Source organism: Picosynechococcus sp. PCC 8807 (assembly GCF_001693295.1).
In the GTDB taxonomy this organism is placed as follows: Bacteria; Cyanobacteriota; Cyanobacteriia; order Cyanobacteriales; family MRBY01; genus MRBY01.
Genome location: NZ_CP016483.1, coordinates 2,836,626 through 2,855,320, shown reverse-complemented (window position 1 = coordinate 2,855,320; position 18,695 = coordinate 2,836,626). Strand labels below are relative to the sequence as shown.

Sequence of the window (18,695 nt, the reverse complement as noted above, 5' to 3'; positions counted from 1 at the left end):
TTGTGGAAAAGTTACCTGGGCTGGGGAGGTGAAACCAGGACATAAAAAAAGAGAATCAGCGCTTGGCTCATTCTCTAGGAACTGGATTATGGGAAAAAGTAGTGGTTATTGGGCGAAACCGGAGTTGTATTCGTTAAAGGATTGGATCGGTTTTTTGAGGTTCTCGCCTTCCCGTAGGGGCAGGTCAAAGAGCTTCCGGAAGGTATTGTCGATGTCGTTAAAATCGCTCTGGCCGACTTCATTAAAAATGACTTTGCCCTTGGCATCGAGAATGACGGTTTGGGGGATTTTTCCGCCGTAGTAATAACCGACTTCGTCTTTGCTATAGCTTTTTTGTTGGGGAATGGAGTCGATCGCCACGGGGATAATGCTGATCACTTTTTCGTAGTAGGACTGGATTTCGGAGACAATGGGGGCAAAACGTTTACTGTCGCTACTGTCGTCGGCATAAAAAACCAACATGGCGGGAAGTTCCCGTTCCCTAGTTTCTTGGAGGGAGAGGCGGGGCGGTACGAGGGAACCATTGCCTGCGTAAAGAACAAAAACATTGCCATCGTAGCGATCATCGTTGAGGCTCGCCCAGGCGGGGGTGACACATAGGGATAGCGTTGTTATGAGAATAACGAGGAGGCTAAGAAGAATGTGCTTGGGGGAAAGGTGCCGGGCTTGCATCATGGAATTTTTGTTTTACTTAAAGGGTTATGAACTTGGCTGGCGTCACTATGGTGAATTATCGCATTAGCCTACGGGCATGGGTAGAGCGATCGCCAGAAAACCTAAGAAGAAATACTTATCGGTACTGGGAGGTTAGATTGCGATGGTGCAGCAGAGAGATAATTTGCGATGAAAGAACAGCAACAGGCGTTATTTTTTCGGCAGTTGGGGGCAACCCTCAAAGCAGGCATGGGCTTGGGTCAGGCGGTAGCCTTGGCCATGGGGGAAATTCCCCGGCGCCAACGGGAGCCTTGGCAGGGGGTAATTTTACAGTTAGAGCGGGGCCATAGTCTCCGGGAAAGCTGGCTACCGGTGCGATCGGAGTTTTCGGCCTGGGCGATCGCCCTCCTGGAGATTGCCGAAACCAGTGGCGCTTTGGTGACCGTTTGCCGGGATGTGTCAGATACCTTGGTGGAAATGGCAGAACGGCGGCGCTTAATCCGAGGGATGCTCTTGCGGGGGCTGGTCATGGTCTGGTCTTGGGTGATGGTTATCTATCTGTTGCTGGGGGGTTCACTCCTGGCGGGAGACTTCGGGGCGACGGCATTAGTTACGGCGATCGCCTTAATGATTTTTCTGTATGGGGCGATCACTTGGGAACCGCTGCGCCTCGGTTTACGGCGGGTGCCACCGCTGCGAAACATTACTCGGTTGCAGATGCTGATTCATCTGGGTTATCTCCAGTTGCCCCTGGATTGTGGTTTACCCCTAACGGCAGCGATCGCCTGGTTAGCCGAAGGATTTCCAGATCCAGATCTCCAAACCATTTGCCGACGCATTGAACCCCAGGTGCGCCGGGGCACAGATTTAACGACGGCGATCGCCCCCTATTTTTCGCCGATGGTGCGCCAAATCATTCACTCCGGGGAAACAGCCGGCACCTTGCCCCTCAGCTTTAGTCAAATTCGCCAATATTACCAACGGGAACTGTCCCGCCGTTTTACGTTGTTGCGGGTGCAAATTTTGCTGTTAAGCCTGTTGAGCTTTGGGGTATTTGTGGCGCTGTTAGGGGCCGATGTGATTCAGTCGATGCAACAGCAATTTGAGGCCTTTTAGCCTTCCCCAACGAGGAAATAAGCGGGCAGAGGTGTGCAAAACCTCCCCTCCCTACGTTTAGGTCATTAGACAGAATAGGCCTGTTGGAGCGCTTCCACCACACGACTGAGGCCCACGGAATTGGAGGCTTTAAATAAAAGGCGATCGCCAGGTTGCATAGTTACCCGTAAATGCTCGATTAAGCTCCCATGGTCGGGGAAACAAAGACTCGGCACCCCTGGGGCACCATCGGCGATCGCCTGGGCTTCGGGGTCATCCACCAACACATAGAGCTGATCGAGACCGAGGGCCTGGGCCTTTTCACCCACTTGAATATGGAGCGCTTCGGAAAATTCCCCCAGTTCTTTCATTGTCCCCAGCACGGCAATGTGGCGATCGCCGGGGGTCTGTTTCAGCAGATCAAGGGCCGCCAACATCGACTCTAGCCCCGCATTGTAGGTTTCATCTAACAGCACAATGTCATTGGGAAGCACAATGCGCTGCGATCGCCCTTTGGGCATGGCCAGGGAAATTTCCGTCGTTAAACCCTGCCAACCAAAACCCAGCACTTGCATCACCCCTAGGGCCGCCAGGTAATTGAGGGCATTGTGCTGACCCGCCAGGGGCACCGGAAATACTTGATCGGCCACTTTGACTTGATCCGGCGCGATGTATTCCCCGGTTAAATCCCCCTGGCTAAACCCATAGCTGAGGGTTTCCCCAGACCAAACCGTTGCCGCCGTCGCCATCAGTAACTCATTATCGGCGTTGAGCATCGCCACGCTGTCCTTGGGCATAAATTCGAGCAGTTCGCATTTGGCCTTGGCGATCGCCTCCCGTGATCCGAGGCGACCAATGTGGGCTGTCCCGACGTTGGTAATAATGCCGATCGTTGGCTGGGCAATTTCTGCGAGTCGGGCAATTTCCCCTGGTCCCCGCATCGCCATTTCAATCACAGCAAAATCATGGTCTGGGGTCAGGTTTAACAAGGTCTTGGGGACGCCGATTTCATTGTTAAAATTGGCCTCGGTTTTGAGAACGTTTCCCTGGGTGCCCAAAACCCCCGCAATCAGTTCCTTGGTGCTGGTTTTCCCCACAGAACCCGTAATCCCAATCACCGGAATGTTGACCTGTTGCCGCCACCACGCCCCTAAATCTTGGTAGGCCCGGAGGGTATCGTTGACGATCCACTGGGGTAAATCCGTCTCTAGGGGCCGACTGGTAATGAGGGCGATCGCCCCGGCCTGGTATGCTTGGTCAACATAATCATGGCCATCAAATTTCTCGCCCATGAGGGCCACAAATACATTGCCCGGCTGTAAGTCTCTGGTGTCCGTCGAAACGCCGGTGGCGGGTTCAGGGGAAATCTGTTGGGGCGATCGCCGTAAATTTTCCCCCAAGATTGCCGTCAACTGAGACAACATCAACACAATCCCCATGACTTGAGTAACCCCACAACAAACTTTCCTAGGCAATCTTACGGGATTTTGGGTAGCCCTTCGTGATATTTATCACCATCGTGGCGGCGGCGATCGCCTACATTATAAAGAGATGCCCTGTGACAAAATTAGCAACCAAACCCCAGAAGCCTAGTAAAATCAGAGAAAATAGCCGCAGCAAAGCTCAACCCTCCCAAGACCCGTTTTTACAACCGTAGCCTTGATCTTTACCAAGAAAACACAAAAAGCCGCGCCTCTTCCCCTTAGTTGCCACTTAAGATAGAAAAAATCAGTCTCCCCTAAATCTAATAGCTCTCCTCTGTCGTCCCTCGCCTTGTAATCAGCCTATCCCTTACCCAGTTCCTCGATTAGCGTGACGAAAGTAACTCCCATCGCCTCTTATCTCCGGCAAACCAATTCCGCCGAACAAGAGCTATATGACTATTTGATGCACGCCGTCCAGAGCCATACCCCCGATGAGCTGCTCCAAGAATTCAAGCAATTTCTCCTTGAAGGACGTCAAGCGCCGACCCCCGAACTACACCAGGCCCTAATCACTATCCTCAAAACCCCCGGTGTCGAAGAAGATTTTAAATTCATTCTGAACCGCTGCTGTCACATCATTATCAACCGCTGGCAAATCCACCCCCAGCTCCAAAAATCGATCCCTCGGTTGGTTGAACTGTTTGACTCTATCCCGCCGCCGAGCCTTTCGACGCCCCGCCTGACGAAATTACATCGCCAATTAGTGGCGGACTTTAGTACCTCCGAACAATATCTCACCCTGCAACGTTTGGCGCGGGTGGTAGAAGACGACGACAGTAAAAAGAAATTTACCTGGAATGACCAAAGCGTTTCGGTAGGCCAATTAATTCAACGCTATCCCTATCTGTATGAACACTGCCTGCTCAGTGAAGATAGCAGCTTTGAACACCAGCAGACCGTCCGTCAGGTGCAAGCGAGAATTCAACGGGCCTTTGAGTTAGACCTTTCTAAATATGTCATGTATCAGGTGCGTTTGGCTCAACTGGCTCGCCGTAAGCATTCGATTCAGGATGCTAAACAAATGCTCCAGGGGGTGCAAAATCCTACCCTACTCACGGAGCGAGAGTTGGGAACGGCCCTGAAATATTTTGTGGGGAAACCGGAGCGGGGCCACAGCTACCGGGACTTATCCCAATATTTTTTACGCCGGACGACGGAAATTCTCTCCTACGAAGACTTTAAGCATGAGCTATTTAGCTACTTAATTTCTAGCGTCGATCAAAAGTATGGCAAGTTGCAGTTTAACCAGAGGCTCTACCAAAAGCTGCAAACCATGTTGCCGAACTACGATCACCAAAAACCCAATGAGTTGTTGATGATGCGTACGGCCAGTCAACTGCTCAATTATCTCATTGTGGAAAGTCCCCAGCGGCCGGAGCATTACGTTTTTGTAGATATGATCACGAACCTTGGCCCGACGGTGACGGTGGCATTGCTCCTGAAGTTGGTCTTGATGTGCGGTAAGGCGAAACCCCACCTCGAAAGGCGCTTTTCAATTCTCTTCAGCCACTACGAATCCCAATCCCAAGAGGGGGTACCTTGGTTGATCAAATCCTTAGAAAACCTCCACATTGCCCTCAGTGTGCATTTTGGTGATGCGGATGTGTCGTTTCTCAAGCAAATTATGTAAAGGGATTTACGATTACTTGCGGTGTTTAGGGGATTTTTCCGGAGTTTGGGGATGTTGCACGACCAGAACGGAACAGGGTGCATGGTGGAGTACGTAGCTGCTGACACTCCCTAAAAAGACTTCCCCTAGGCCCGTTAAACCCCGGCGTCCGAGGATAATTAGGTCGGCTTGTTGGTTTTTGGCGATCGCACAAATGGTTTCGCTGGGATCGCCAATTTGTTGGTGGATGGTGGTTGGGATTTTTTTGTGGCGGGCTTGGTGAGCGAGGCTTTGGAGCCAATGATCGACATTGGTGAGGTGCTGATGGAATTGTTCTTCTTGGAGGGCGATCGCCGTTGAATCGATCATGCCTCCGTAGGCCGCGAGGGAGCCGATTTCGGGCATCGCCACAGGTTGGGGCTGGACGCAGTGAAAAATGGTGAGGGCCGCTTGGAATTTTTCGGCGAAATTGAGGGCCTGGGCAAAGATGCTGGGATCTTCGGTGCGATAGTCGAGGGCCACGAGAATTTTTTGAATCGCCGTCGTCTGTGGCCCAGGGGTAGTGGTTTGGGCAGATGGGGTCGGTAACATAGCAGTGTCCTCCGACAGTGACAACAAGAGCAGTGCCTTTCTCCTTCCAGTGTGTCATTCCATCGGGGAAATCCCAGGGCTTTGAGAGAAAAATTTATGTTGTCACCTGGGGGACAATGGCTAGCGATCGCAGACGGTTGAGGGCCGCCACCAGTTCAAATTTGCGGAAATAGCTCAAATCGGCCTGGGGATATTCACTGAGAATATCAAGTCCTTCTGCTTCGATGTCGCCTAAAACCCGGTTCAACATTTCTGTAAGGGTGAGATTATCTTGGCCATACCGATCACGACCGTAGAGAATACCAAGGGCGATCGCCCGCAGTTGGGTCGTTTCAACTAACTGTTCCACGGCACTGAGGTCAATGTCTTCGGAGCCAAACCCAAGGCGACTGGTATCGCGCACTTTAATGGTGACGGCCCGTTTTCCCCGACTGGCATCAATGCTCTCGGCAGCAGGAACACGGGGGGTAATGGTGCCAAATTGTGTACCTCCTTCTAGGCGTCTTTCGGTTTTGTGGTTGGCGGCAATGTGTTTAGCGGTGGCGGTGACATCCTGGGGTTGAAAATTATCCATGGCAATCACCGTATCGGCCACATCGAAATAATCGCCACTGCCCCCCATCACGAGAATCATTGAAACCCCATGATCTTGGTAGAGTTGGCGCACCTTATCCACAAAGGGCGTGATTGGCTCTTTGTCCTTGTGGATGAGCTGTTGCATGCGGCGATCGCGGATCATGAAGTTCGTGGCGGATGTGTCTTCGTCTAGCAGTAAAGCCGTTGCTCCCACTTCTAATGCTTCGATAATGTTGGTGGCCTGGGAGGTACTACCACTGGCATTATTGCTCGAAAAAGTCTGGGTCGATTGGCCCTGGGGCAATTGGTTAATGAACGGTGAAATATCGACACTGGCGATGCTGCGTCCGTCCTCGGCCCGAATTTTTACAGCGTTAGCATCGGTGATCACCCATTCCCGCCCGTCCCCCGGCAGATGGTTATACACGCCTAATTCAATTCCTTTGAGCAGGGTTGATTTACCATGGTAGCCGCCCCCAACGATGAGGGTAATGCCCTGTTTGATCCCCATCCCTGTGATTGGGCCATGGTTTGGGCAGTCAAAGCTCACCGCAAGTTCTGGGGGACTCTGGAAGGGAATTACATTTTCCGTTAAAGGATGGGCATCGACACCGCTCTGTCTGGGTAAAATCGCCCCATTGGCAATGAAGGCAACAAGACCCCGTTTCGCCAGTTCACTGCGGATCCAGTCGGCATCTTCGCTAGTTTCGACGTGGGTTTTTAGGGCCGCGGCGTTGAGGTTCTGGAAAAGCAAGGACTTTTGGACAATCTGGGGTAGGTCGTAGCACAGCATTTCCTCCGCTTGGCGACCTAAAATCGACCGTCCCTTAGCGGGTAAGCCCACCCAAAAACGTACTTCTAAGTCCTGGTCATCAATAAATACAGCAGTGCGTTCTAATATTTCCTGGGCAGGTTCTACCCCTTGGATCAAGCCGCTTTTACCTGTCCCCCGAAAGCCACTAAAGTCTTTGGCCACTTGATAAAACTGCCTGGTGAGGTAATCCCGTAGGGCAATTTCGCGACTGAGGCTGTTGTAGAGGGCAGGGGGAAACTGGGCGATCGCCTGGGGGACAATCACACTGCACTGGGTCGGAGCGGCAAAGGGATCTCCCTGGACGTAATCAATGATCAGTGTGAAGTCTGGGAAGCTGTACTCCCCTTTTATCTGCTTGTAGGCCTTATATCCCCGGCTATCGAGTGCAAACAGGAGCGCGGAAAGATCGGCTTGGCTTTTCATAGATCAACTGGCAAACGCACTAAAATCAAGTGGCTGAGAAACGAATGACGTGCTCTCCAGATTACACTTTAGGGCCGATGCAACCCAAATTTTCACCCTAGAAATTGTCCTTCTGCCTGACCAAAACACGCTACAGTAAACGTGATTCTTGTAATTTTTTTCCTTTCATCACTGCATCCATGCGCTATTGGTTGATCAAATCAGAACCCAGTGAATATAGTTTGGCGGACTTGGCTGCCGATGGGACAGAACTCTGGGATGGGGTGCGGAACTATCAAGCGCGGAATTTTTTACAGCAAATGGAAAAAGGCGATCGCCTCTTTTTTTACCACTCCAACACCAAACCCCCCGGTATCGTCGGTCTTGCTAGCGTCACCCAAGCGAATCTGGTTGATCCGAGCCAATTTAACCCGGAAAGTAAATATTTTGACCCCAAGGCGACCCCAGAAAAACCTCGCTGGTACACCGTCGAAGTGGGCTACCAAGAAACCTTTGCCGAGATCATCACCCTGGATCAACTCAAGGCCAGCTTTACCCCCGAAGAATTTGCCGTGGTGCGGCGGGGTAATCGTCTTTCTGTGATGCCTGTTCCTGAAACCGTTGCTGAACGACTCCTGGCGATGGTGTCTTAGATAAAGCTTGTTTGTGACCATAGAAAAAGGTAAAAGGTGATTCCCAAACCCTTTACCCGTTAAAACTTTAAATTTTGCCTTGCTGGAAGTGATACCAGAGTTAATTCTGGGCTTGGACTTGCAGGAGGTGGACAGAGCCAGCCGGGATTTCGACGATCCGGAGGTCATCAGGGGAACCCATGCCGGAGAGAATCCCTACCGCCGCGCCGAGGAAGCCAAACTGTTGTTGGGTACCAATACTTGTGCCAGCAGCCCCAGCGAGGGAGGTGGTGAGATTTCCCCAAACGGCACTGTTTTGCTTGGCCATTTCTTGGGCAGTGCGTTGGGTGACGGTGCGGCCAGGAATCATCGTGCTACTTTGGGCCTGGATGTTCACCACTTGGCCATTGACAATAATCGAATCAGCGACAAGGATTGCACCATCTTTATGGGGTTTGACCAGTAGGGTAATGGGGGTATTTGCTGGGGCGAGCAGTTCTCCCGATGCACTCCGGAGATCTTGGAATAACGGCAGGGTCAAAGGATAGTCATCTTTTTGGCCGACATCGACAACGACAGCACTGGGAAAGTTCACCAAAATGGCACTGGCGGGGCTGAGTTTTGCCATCAGGGAAGTGGGGGCAGCGGGAGTGACGGAAGGCGTTGCAAGGGTCGTCGGCGTAGGAGACTGATGATTCGGGGAAGAGTTAATCGGTGCTGCGGCAACGGTTTGGGTAGTGGTATCGGTGCTGCCAGTGCGGGCTTCGAGACCAGCAAGGCGAGCTTTGAGTTGTTGCAATTGGACTTCAAGGGAAGGCTCGGCGATCGCCCCTTGGGGGTTGGCAAAGGCGGGGGCCGGGGTACCCATTACCAAGAGAGACAGAAAAGGAATCGTTGCAGACTTGAGGAGGCGTTGGTAGAGAGAGGATTGAAACAACATGGCAGGTTCTTCCAGTAAAAATAGCGGCTTCGAGGGGTGCGGGAGAATCATCACCTTGGCTCGATGCTGGGTAGTAGTTACTGGCTTGGGGAACTGATGCAGTTTTTTAGGATCAACGCCTCTATTGATAACGGACGGTGAAGTTGTTATCGACGGGCAAAGCTTCGTAGGGATAGCAACTAGGGAACGGCTCGAATCGCTGTTCGAGGGTACGCACATGGCTTAGGGCTGCCTGATCAATAATGTTGGCGCCGCTGGACTGGGCCACCTGGAGATTTTGGATGCGACCATCTTTAGTGAGGAGATAGTTAACTTCGGTGCGCCAGACCCCAGGGGACGGCGGATAGGGGGGCCGCCAGGTATTGCCCATGGTGGCTTTGAGGTTGGCTAGATAAAAATCCACCTCAGCTTGACAGGCTAAACTCAGGTCGGTCATGTCCGGGGTATCGGTAGTGGCCGTATTTTGATTGAGATCCCGAAACGCGATCAGGTGGTTGTTGATGTCCTGGGAAACGGGAGCCGGTAACTGGGACTCGCGCCAGATCTCAGGGTTTAAAAATTCCTGTAAATCTGGGGAATTGGCGATCGCCTCGGTGGGGTTAAAAGGCTCCACTTGATCTTGACCGTCACCCAAATTGAAATAACGCTCACCACTACGGAGCCGCAAACCCTCTGGATATTGGGCCGAAATAATCAAAATTTCCCCTTGGAGCGTTTCAACGGCCTGGAGATTATCGTCAACAACGGCCCTGAGCAAAATTGGATCATTGCCCAGGGGTTGAATGGTGAGGGAGGCTTCCTTGATCTCCGAAAAATCCTGGGATAGTTGTTTGCTGGCAGCACCGGATTTCTGCTGTCGTTTAGGGGCTGCTGAACTCCGTCCTGGACTGAGATGGACACCATATTTACAGCCGCGATTGTTACCCTGACGCCAACTGAGGGTCACTTTGCCGCCGACAATGACACAGGGAAAGCGGTACTCCGTTTGTTGTTGGTCTGGCCCCGCCTGTAACAGGAGGCCATCGTAACTTTGGCCACCGCCCACGAACGCAAGGCGCGCTAGGGAACGGTTATTGCCGGGGACGATTAAGGCTTGACTTTGGTTGGTCAGACGATTGCCCACGCGGGCTGGGTTGGGGCGTTGGTTGCCATTTTGGAGTAAGAGGCGATCGCCCTGGAGAGAAGCAATCTGACTGGCATTGGGGGTGCTGGCCTGGAGAAGGGGGGTAAAACCCAGAAGCCCCAGAAGCGCAACATTCAATAACGTAATGGGCTTAAACATAGTTTTTTAGTAGAACGAAGGACTATCGGGATAAATTTCCGGGGGTGAATTTGGATTTTCGGGGGAGAGATCGTTGGGATTGTTTTCAGGTTCGGGATCAGTCGGTAAATCCGGTAAGGCAAACTGACACCGCTCAAACTCACGGATAAAGTCCTCGGCCCGTTGCTGGAGTCGCGTCAGTTGTGGCCCCTCAGGAGCATTGACATCGTTTAGCCAACTGGCCTCCGGTTGCGCCAAAAAAGCATAGGGGTTGTTGGTAAAGTCCCAAGCCCCCGGCGCGATTGTTTGGGCTTCCTGGAGAAAACTTTGGAGAGCGGTGAAGTAGTTTTCGCAGAAACCGCCATTATTTGACCCAGCGGTATTTCCGGTCGGCAGTTGCTGGACGGGGGGACGGATCGGCCAGCCGGAGTTGGGGGTCGTCGGAGCATTGGCCAGGGTTTCTTCTTGGGGAAGCCAACTACTGGGGGCGAGAAATTCTTGCAATTCGGGGGAATTGAGAATGGCCGTCGCATTAATCGGTTCCACCTGGGGGCTGGCGTTAGGGTTCGTCCCATCGAGGCTGTAGCGTTGGCCGGGCTGGAGCTTAAACCCTCTGGGGTGAGCCGCCGAAGTGAGGGTGATTTCGCCAACTAGGGCATCAACAATCTGGCGATCGCCTAGGGTGCGGGCCTGGAGGATCACTTCATTGCTGTCCTTGGGCTGGATGACAATCCCCTCGATAACCTTTGTCGTCGCCTTTTCTTTTTCTGTTTGTTTCAAGCCTTTTTTATTGCTGCGGTTGGGGCTGAGATAAATCCCTTCTTCACAACCGCGATTATTGCCCTGACGCCAACTGAGGGTGACTTTACCCCGACTGACGACACAGGGAAATTGATAATGGGTTTGCTGGAGATCGGGGCCAGCTTGCACCGCTAAACCAGCATAATTTTGGCCGCCACCCACAAAGGACAACCGCGCCAGGGAGTAGTTATTGCCGGGGACAAGGAGAGTTTGACTACGATTTTCGAGGCGATCGCCGATCCGGGCAAAGCTGGGCCGTTGATTCCCCCGTTGGATCATTAAGTAATTGCCCCGCACGGAAACAATTTGGCTGGCTTGGGGCAAGGTCGCCACGGCCAAGGACGTAAAACCGAGGCAACAAAGGCTACTCAGGAGGGCAATTTTCGGGGGCTTCACGGTATTTTTCCTCAATGGTTTGGCTAAATAATGCGTCAAATTATTCATAGGGATCAGCGGATTCTGGGGCCACTTGGCAAGCTTTCAGTTGCGTGGCGATCGCCTCGTAATCCCCCACAAAAATCGTTTCTGTCAATGTTCTGCCTTGGAGGGGCGCACAGGTCGGGGCGGCATAAAAGGAGCGATCACCGTAGAAACCACATTGTTGATCGGTGTGGTCACGCCAGAGGGCTTCAAGGTCTTGGAGAAGCTGACAGGGGAGTTGCTGGGCTTCCGTCGGGTTATTGATTTCCCCGTCCTGGTTGAGGTCAGCGTTTGTTCCCTGGGGACGTAAAAGGAGGCCATAAGTTTCCCGTAATGCCCCAGGGGTATATTGATCTTCATAATCCAAAAGGTTAGTTTCGGGCTTGAGACTGCCAAATTCTCCCTGGGCGAGGGCGGTTTCGAGGGTGGGCAATTTTTGCTGTTGGATCAGCGCAACCAATTGTTGTTCTGTTTGGCTGGCAAGGTCTTGTAATTCCTGCTGCTGGGCCGCCGCTAAATCAGGTCGCGCCTGGAGTTTGGTGATCTCCTGCAAAATTTTCTGGTAATAGGCGATCGCCAAATCAAAGTCCCCCGTATTTTGTCGCCGTTGGGCAATGGTCAGGAACCGGGGTAAATCCCGGAGGAGGGTCGGGGTTGTGGCCGAGCTATTAATCGAAACTGTCTCGATAATTTTGAGCGATCGCTGGCGTTCCCACCAAGTCCAGCCTCCCGCTAAACCTAGCAATACCAAAGCCACAGAAGAAAGTACCGCCAGTTTTTGGGCACCGCGCCGAATTTTCCGTTCCTGGTCTAGCTCCCGTTGTTGCCGTAGGGCGATCGCCGTTTCCTCTTGGGTACGTAAATCCAGACCCAAGTTGATAAAAAACCGTTGGGCATCACTGAGGCGATCGGGACTTTTATCCAGCCAAAACTCTGCCTCCACCAAGGGCGCTTGTCGCAACAGATAACCGTCGCTGTTGTTGTGGCTTTCCCATTGCTCAATGGCGTTATTTAAACGGGTTTGCCACCGCAGGAAATCAGCATTGTCGGCAATCCAACCCTGGAGACGTTGCCAGTGACGAATTAACGCTTCATGGACAATTTCGACGGTTTCAGTATTGCGGATCGGGTCGCGGTTCGTCGTCAACAGCCGTTCTGAAGCTAATTGCAACGCGAGAGGCCAGGCTTTAACTTCTGTTTGCGGCAGAATCCGTCGGGTAGCTTCGGCTCCTTCCCGCACTTGGATCAGTTGCAAAAAGAGGGCTTGCACCTGGGGCCGCTGGTCAGCGGAGAGTTTTCCATAAACCTGTTCGGCATAGTCCCGGAGCGCGGCGGTAATTCCCCCCAAATTTTCGTAGGCGGTATGGGTAAGCCAACCTTTCTCTTGGTGGGGCCACAGTTGGGTCAGGGCAAATTCGAGGAGGGGTAAATTCCCCACCTGGTCTTGTACTTCTGTGATTATTTTTTCCACTAAACCCGGCTCAAACCTTACTCCCATCAGGGCTGCGGGTTGGGCGATCGCCGCCTGGAGATCCGCACGGGAAAGGGGCAGCAAAAATTCTGGTTCATGGCGTTGCCAGAGTTTCCCCAGGCCGGGATGTTCTAGCACTGGCCCGACACAATCGGCCCGCAGAGTAAGCAGCACCACAAACTGGGGCGCTTCTTGGATGGCGGCCACCAACAGATCTAAAAATTGCCGCTGTGCCTCTGGGTGATTAAGGGTAAAAAGTTCCTCGAATTGATCAATGATCAACAGTCGGCGGGTTTGCCTTGGTTGGGTTTGCTGAATTTGTCCTAACGCTGTCCCTAAACTTTGAGTATCCCCTCGGAAGGATTGCAACAATTTTGTTTCTGAAATATCGGGCTGCCACATCGCCACGGCATGGGCCAACCTTGCTACGGGATCATTTTCGGGACGCATTACCTGGATCGCCCAGTTGTACCTGGCATCCTGTCGCAACTGGGGCACAATCCCCGCAAACACCAGGGACGATTTCCCACTACCGGATGCCCCCACCAATGGTAACAGCGGTTGGCTTTGGAGCCGTTCTACCAACTTTTCTCGCAAACTTTCCCGCCCGAAATAAACCGCCGCATCCTGTTCCTGGAAGGTATTTAAACCGCGATAGGGACAGGGGGGCAAACCACCGAGTTGCAACCAAGTGGGGGGCAATAAAGCGCTATTTTGGCAAATAATTGGTAGCCAAGCAGCCCCAGGATAATCATTTTCTAGGCCTTGCAGTTGGCGACGAGCCTGTTTCACTGCTTGATAAAGGGGCAGTTGGGCGATCGCATAACCTTCAAGAAAGTGCTGAAAAAAGTCCTGGGCGACCCGATTCGGCACCGGTTCGCGCATCACAATGGTCACGGGAATTTGGAGATTGCCTAAACTATTCGCCAAACCCAACCCGTCACAGGAATTGAAAATTGCCAACTGCAAACCCCATTCCAGGGCCGTGCGCAGGCCTTCCTGTAAATGCTCCAGGGTTAAGCTGCGATGTTCTGGCCCATCGTGGAGATAGAGGCGGCCCGTTTGTTGTTCTGTCTGGCTGTGGCCCGCAAAAAATAAAATATCCCAACCCTGGTCATCCCAGAGGGCCGCATCAAATTCCTGGCGGGTGGGCTGCGTTAAAAAGTGCACCTCCGCATCGGGAATTTCAGAGAGTTGTTGTTGTTCCGCCGTCAGATCGATGCCCTGGCTGCTGCCGAGGATCGCCAAAATGCGTACCTGTTGCCGTTTTTTCTGGGGGGTGATGTCTTTTAAACGATAAAACTGGGGCTGACTGAGGGCCACTTCCGCCAGGGGATAATCCACCAAAAATTGCCAACCCTGCCAGGGCAAATGGTGCAGGTGTGGGTCATCCGTCTGCAAAATTAACCGCAGGGGCATCTCTGGGGAAAGATGCGATCGCAATGCCTGGACAATGGGCGTAAATCCGGGGCTGAGGAGCCATTCATTCAGTTGCCGTTGGAGCCGCTGGGACAAGTCTTCAAAGCTGACCTGGGACACATGGGTAACGGCGTCTTCTTCGATCTCAAAATCATCGTCATCACCGTCAAAACTGCGCATTCCCTCGGCCTGTCGCTGTCGTCCCAATTGCAGCCGTTGGGCGAGGGCGAGATAAACCGTTTGCCATTGCTGTAGACTATTGAGCAAGTCTGGGAAAGCGGGCAGTTGTCCAACAAATTGCTGGGGTAAAGGGACATCCATCTCCCAAATCTGGGCTGTGATTGTCGGAAACCCTTCGGTGAGGCTCCCCCGACCAAAGGCCAGGGAAATGGTGACGCTAGCATCACTGAGCCAATTAAATTTCAAAGGTTTCGTTGACGGTGCAACCATCGCCGCTTACCTCCACTTGAAATACTTTACCGGGGACACCCTTGAAGGGTTTGAGTTGAATGTAGCTATCCTGTTGCCGACTGGTGATTGTTTGTAAGACTTTGCCAGATTTAGACTTGAGGGCAATGCTTAAATTCGCTGGGAGATATTCTGCCTCGAAGGGGAGGAGTCGCGCCTGGATACGCACTTTATCGTCTTCGTCACTGGGGGCGAGGGTGACAAGCAAAACCACCTGCTGATTGCCCAGACTTAGACCGAGATCAAGGAGTTTTCCCGCTTGAATATCTTCACTGAGATTACGGGTCGCAAAGGCGAGCTGGGCTTCTGGCAGCATCAGTTGATCGAGGGCTTGCCAACCTTGGTCGAGGAGGCCGTCAAACCAGTTGCCGAGTTTGGTAGCAGTTTCGGTGACTTGGGCTTTCAGTTCCGCGAAGACATTCACAGGGAGGGGAATGGCGGCAGGGGAAAGGTAACGGCAGTCGGCGAGGAAGTGATTCAGTTCCGCATCAAAGTGATCAAGGGTTAAGTGATAATGACCGTTCCGCTTGGGGGCATTTTGGAGGCGATCGCCCCGGCTAATTCCTCTGAGAATGACGGTTTCTGATTCTTCATCCACTTCGATAATGCCGTAGAAATGGGCGGCGAGTTCTGGCTGTTCAAGATAGTCCTGGGGCCAGAGCACCTGTTCGTCGAGGTAATCGCTTTGGGCCAGGAGACAAACTTTAAAATCCCCCACCGTCACATAGGCCACCTGAGAGAGATGAGAGAGATCCCGCTGGTGGCGTTTTTCCGGGAGGCGATCGCCAAGCCAATTTTCAAAGGCCACTAACCCCAGCCCGTTTAAATAAGCCTGCCACTGGTCAGCTTCTGGCAAATTTCCAGCAGGCCAGGTTTGGACGAGGGCATAGTCAAGCTCGCTGAGGGTAATTTCTTCGGGGATGAGTAGGCGGAATTCAGATTGGGTGAACATTTTGGGGCTCCTCGGCGTCAAGCAAGATTAGGGGTTAGTTTGGGGTGGCATTCGTTAAGTAATGCTTTAGTTTTTGGGCGTAGGCACTGTCGAAGCGACGGTTCTTGCCACTGCGGATTTCAGCGGCCGCTTCCGTAAACAGTTCATGGTCTACAAATTGTTCTAGTTGCTGGCAAAGGGAACTTAGGTAGTTTGGGTCAGGTTCTGGGCCAGCCAGTCCTTTTTGGTGGGCCAGCTCAAGGAGTTTGGCGAGTAATTTTTCCGTGGTTTGGCGGCGCACTTGGTTCAACAAATCGCCGGGGTTGAGGATGCGGCGGGCTTGATCCCAGCTACTCATGCCCAGTTGGGGGGCAATTTCTGCCAGGGATTGGGCCTGGATGTAATAAAGAGAAAGACCTTGCAAATAGTGATCGGCAAAGGGTTTGTAGCGTTTACTTTTGGCTAATTTGGCTTGTTTCTGTTTGAGGTTGTCCTGGAGGCTCTCATCAAAGGCGATCGCCAATTGGTTGTGCAAAAATTGGATCATCTCCCGTTGTTCGAGGTTCCCTTCGTCGAGGCTTTCGTGGGGGAGATCTCGCCTGGGGGCATAGTCGCCGCTGTCGGCATCATAGGTTTCTAAACTTTCGCGCGATCGCCAAATATCATACTGCCGCAACTGTTCGGCGAGGCGATGCAAATCTCCCAGGAGTAATTTGGGGGCGCGGCTCGGATAACCCTGATCAACACAGTAGGCATCCATTTCCAAAAGTTGCGCTTCCGTAGGGGTCTGGCATTTGGTGCGTTGTTTCGTCTGTTGGCGGCGATCGCGGCGATACACGGCATGGAAAGCTTTGAGTAAACGTTGATCCGCAGGCGCTAACTGCTCAAACTGACTTTTGCGGGCGCGGTTTAACAAGGCCCAATCCGTAAGGTGCTGAAAACCAAATTCCGCTAAAAAAGCACGGATTTCTGGATGTTGTTTTGTTTTTAGAAAAGCCCAATTTTTCAAACTGAGTTTGTTATCCCGCTGCGCCCCATAGGAACGTAAAATTTCCACCGCAAAAATTTGGAACTGGCAGGGACTAAGCTGAGCCGCTTCGTTGAGTTGAACTTGATTGCTGTCTGTAGCCTCGTCGATCAAAATTAACCTCTGGCCGTCATCGTGGAGCACCAGGGGCAAAAGGTCTTGGTAAGAAAAATTCTGTTGGGCACTAAATAAACTCGCGAGGCGTTGGCAGCTTTGGAGAATCGGCTGGGACACATAACACCGTAAACACAATCCCGCTAAGGCCTGGTAGTACGGCTCCCCTTGGGTCGATTGAAACACCTGGAGGAGCTGTTCTGGTAAAGAATTAGCCGAAAAAGTTGTAGTCTCTAACCAAGTTTGGGCGGTCGGGAGCGGTGCCCAGTGATATCCTTGGCGGTGCTGGAGACTGATGCGATATAAATGCCAGTACTGCTTCGGATAACTCATGATCTCCCCTTGGGTTTCCCATTCAAGCAAAAATGCATAGCGGTGTTTTTGTAAGTACCATTATCTTGCCGCTATACATCTTAGTTGAGCTTTTTCTTAATAACCGGTTACCAAGCCAACATATTGCCGAGGAGTCCCTGACGCAAATTAGAGTCATTGACATAGCGCACATTTTCTAATTGTTGGTAGGTGGCGTAACGGTGGGCTTCTGCTTGGATGACAGCAGAGCAATCCTTGGCACTCATTGAACCGATGGTTTGCATGCCCCAGCCGGTATTTTGGGCATCGATATGTTGGGTCGTAGTACTGTCTGGGGTGCTGGTGCTGTCTGTCACCGTGGCCTCGTTATGGAAACTGTTCACTTGGGTCATGTCTTCCATTTCCTGGGTATTACAGAATTCTTGGGCATCTTCTACGCTTAGCCAGGGTTGATAGTCGTCGGCGATCGCCCCAGGGACAAAACTAAGGGGCAGTAGCATTGTTAAACCAAAAACAGCGAGGTTGCGAGTTGTATTAAACATGGTTGGTTTCTCCGGGGGCGAGTAAAAAGTAAGCGGTCAATTTAAGGGTTAATGGGTAATCCCAGGGACTCCAGGAAATTTGGATCGTGGGCGGGACTGTAGATATCAATGGGAACACTAATTTGGGTACCAATGGTCGGACTTTGGATGCCGTAGGGAGCCAGGGGACTTGCGCCATTGCCATCAACAAAGTGACTACTGGTGCGTTGTTGGGTGGTGTTACCAGAACCGACATAAAGCTGACTGCTCGTATTGGTCGTGGTGTTGCCCCAGCAGGGTTGGTTGCCTGTGCCCATAAAGACTTGGTTGCTTTGGTTCGCTGGAGTGTGGGAGCCGTGGATCGCCACTTGGAGGGAGACATCGGTCATCACGCAGGCTGCCTGGGCAGGCATCCCGATCGACGTCACGGGAACAAACAAGGAAGGGGTAAAGATAATCCAGAAGGGGGAACCAGCAAAGAGAATTTTCATTGATTTGGCCTCGGTGAAGGGAACAGGGGAAAAACAGGGCAGTTGTGAACGGAGAGTTGGGTTAAACCACTGCCCTGGTGTTGGTTTTAGAAAGCAAAAATAGAGCTTTGGTTTTGGAAGCTGTTCTGGAAGCTGCTGTTGTTGACGCTGTTGCCGAAACCAATTCCCGCGCCTGTTTGGCTTGCACCCACCTGGGCAACACTGGCATTATTGCCAAACCCAAAGGCATCAGATTGGAGCTGGGTGCTAGATTGACCGAGGTTGTTATTGACGTTGTTGAAAAAGCCATCAGCCACGGCAGTCTGGGAACCGACAATCGTTGACTGGGCACCGTTGTTACCACCACTAAAGAAACCGCTTTGGTTTTGGAAATTCGATTGGCCCATGGTGTTAGAAGTAGAGTTGCCGACGCCAACAGCGGCACTGGTCTGTTCAGAAATCATTGTGCTGCTAGAAACATTATCAGCTTTAGCGGGTTGAGCGATACTCAGGACACCGAGGGCAAGGAAAGCACCAGCGGTAGCAAGTTTGAGGGATTGGGGACGAGAGAAAGCGAAAGTAGTCATTTGTTTTACCTGGTTGAATTGATTGATTGTGTGTTGCCAGGTGATAGTGACCAGAAATTTTGCTTATGCAGTTTTTTTCTTCCGCCCCAGAAAATT

Annotated in this window: 16 protein-coding genes; 3 read left to right on the top strand and 13 right to left on the bottom strand. The window is 52.1% G+C overall.

What is annotated here, in order from left to right; translation table 11 throughout:
- Positions 1–105 precede the first annotated feature (105 nt).
- Positions 106–672 (bottom strand): thylakoid membrane photosystem I accumulation factor, encoded by a 567-nt coding sequence (locus tag AWQ24_RS13680; RefSeq protein ID WP_062436702.1) that lies wholly within the window; start codon positions 670–672, stop codon positions 106–108.
- A gap of 171 nt (positions 673–843) precedes the next feature.
- On the opposite strand from AWQ24_RS13680, the gene AWQ24_RS13675 reads away from it, so the two are divergent.
- Positions 844–1,770, top strand: a complete 927-nt coding sequence (locus AWQ24_RS13675) for a type II secretion system F family protein (protein ID WP_065717129.1) — start codon at positions 844–846, stop codon at positions 1,768–1,770.
- Positions 1,771–1,835: 65 nt separating this feature from the next.
- Here AWQ24_RS13675 and murF read toward each other — a convergent pair whose 3' ends face one another.
- The gene (gene murF / locus AWQ24_RS13670; protein ID WP_198161481.1) at positions 1,836–3,188 is read right to left on the bottom strand and encodes a UDP-N-acetylmuramoyl-tripeptide--D-alanyl-D-alanine ligase; all 1,353 of its coding nucleotides are present in this window, start codon (positions 3,186–3,188) and stop codon (positions 1,836–1,838) included.
- A gap of 373 nt (positions 3,189–3,561) precedes the next feature.
- Here murF and AWQ24_RS13665 point away from each other — a divergent pair, with 373 nt between their 5' ends.
- Positions 3,562–4,863: a hypothetical protein gene (locus AWQ24_RS13665; protein ID WP_030007381.1), complete on the top strand. Its 1,302-nt coding sequence runs from the start codon at positions 3,562–3,564 to the stop codon at positions 4,861–4,863.
- Positions 4,864–4,875: 12 nt separating this feature from the next.
- On the opposite strand, the gene AWQ24_RS13660 is transcribed toward AWQ24_RS13665, so the two are convergent.
- Both AWQ24_RS13660 and AWQ24_RS13655 read right to left on the bottom strand, forming a co-directional pair.
- Entirely contained in the window at positions 4,876–5,433 is a 558-nt protein-coding gene (locus tag AWQ24_RS13660; RefSeq protein WP_012308284.1) for a universal stress protein, read from the bottom strand.
- A gap of 94 nt (positions 5,434–5,527) precedes the next feature.
- Positions 5,528–7,246 (bottom strand): ABC-ATPase domain-containing protein, encoded by a 1,719-nt coding sequence (locus AWQ24_RS13655; protein ID WP_065717128.1) that lies wholly within the window; start codon positions 7,244–7,246, stop codon positions 5,528–5,530.
- Between the two features lie 179 nt (positions 7,247–7,425).
- Between AWQ24_RS13655 and AWQ24_RS13650 the strand changes: the two genes are divergently transcribed.
- Entirely contained in the window at positions 7,426–7,878 is a 453-nt protein-coding gene (locus tag AWQ24_RS13650; RefSeq protein WP_062436150.1) for an EVE domain-containing protein, read from the top strand.
- Positions 7,879–7,978: 100 nt separating this feature from the next.
- Here AWQ24_RS13650 and AWQ24_RS13645 read toward each other — a convergent pair whose 3' ends face one another.
- The 9 genes from AWQ24_RS13645 to AWQ24_RS13605 form a co-directional block, all read right to left on the bottom strand.
- Positions 7,979–8,797, bottom strand: coding sequence for a hypothetical protein (locus AWQ24_RS13645; RefSeq protein WP_065717127.1), 819 nt, complete (start codon positions 8,795–8,797; stop codon positions 7,979–7,981).
- 121 nt (positions 8,798–8,918) lie between these two features.
- Positions 8,919–10,079: an energy transducer TonB gene (locus AWQ24_RS13640; RefSeq protein ID WP_065717126.1), complete on the bottom strand. Its 1,161-nt coding sequence runs from the start codon at positions 10,077–10,079 to the stop codon at positions 8,919–8,921.
- A gap of 6 nt (positions 10,080–10,085) precedes the next feature.
- Complete coding sequence (locus AWQ24_RS13635; RefSeq protein WP_065717125.1) at positions 10,086–11,255, bottom strand: hypothetical protein; 1,170 nt, start codon at positions 11,253–11,255, stop codon at positions 10,086–10,088.
- 40 nt (positions 11,256–11,295) lie between these two features.
- Positions 11,296–14,619 (bottom strand): CHAT domain-containing protein, encoded by a 3,324-nt coding sequence (locus AWQ24_RS13630; RefSeq protein WP_083993544.1) that lies wholly within the window; start codon positions 14,617–14,619, stop codon positions 11,296–11,298.
- On the bottom strand, positions 14,585–15,589 hold the full coding sequence (locus tag AWQ24_RS13625) for a DUF1822 family protein (protein WP_065717123.1): 1,005 nt from the start codon (positions 15,587–15,589) through the stop codon (positions 14,585–14,587). The genes AWQ24_RS13630 and AWQ24_RS13625 overlap by 35 nt, the downstream gene beginning before the upstream one ends.
- 34 nt (positions 15,590–15,623) lie before the next feature.
- Positions 15,624–17,042: a hypothetical protein gene (locus AWQ24_RS13620; protein ID WP_065717396.1), complete on the bottom strand. Its 1,419-nt coding sequence runs from the start codon at positions 17,040–17,042 to the stop codon at positions 15,624–15,626.
- Positions 17,043–17,149: 107 nt separating this feature from the next.
- Complete coding sequence (locus tag AWQ24_RS13615; RefSeq protein WP_083993542.1) at positions 17,150–17,563, bottom strand: hypothetical protein; 414 nt, start codon at positions 17,561–17,563, stop codon at positions 17,150–17,152.
- Between the two features lie 41 nt (positions 17,564–17,604).
- Positions 17,605–18,033: a hypothetical protein gene (locus AWQ24_RS13610; RefSeq protein WP_065717122.1), complete on the bottom strand. Its 429-nt coding sequence runs from the start codon at positions 18,031–18,033 to the stop codon at positions 17,605–17,607.
- Positions 18,034–18,119: 86 nt separating this feature from the next.
- A complete protein-coding gene (locus tag AWQ24_RS13605) occupies positions 18,120–18,599 on the bottom strand; it encodes a hypothetical protein (protein WP_065717121.1) in 480 nt (159 codons plus the stop codon).
- Positions 18,600–18,695 lie beyond the last annotated feature (96 nt).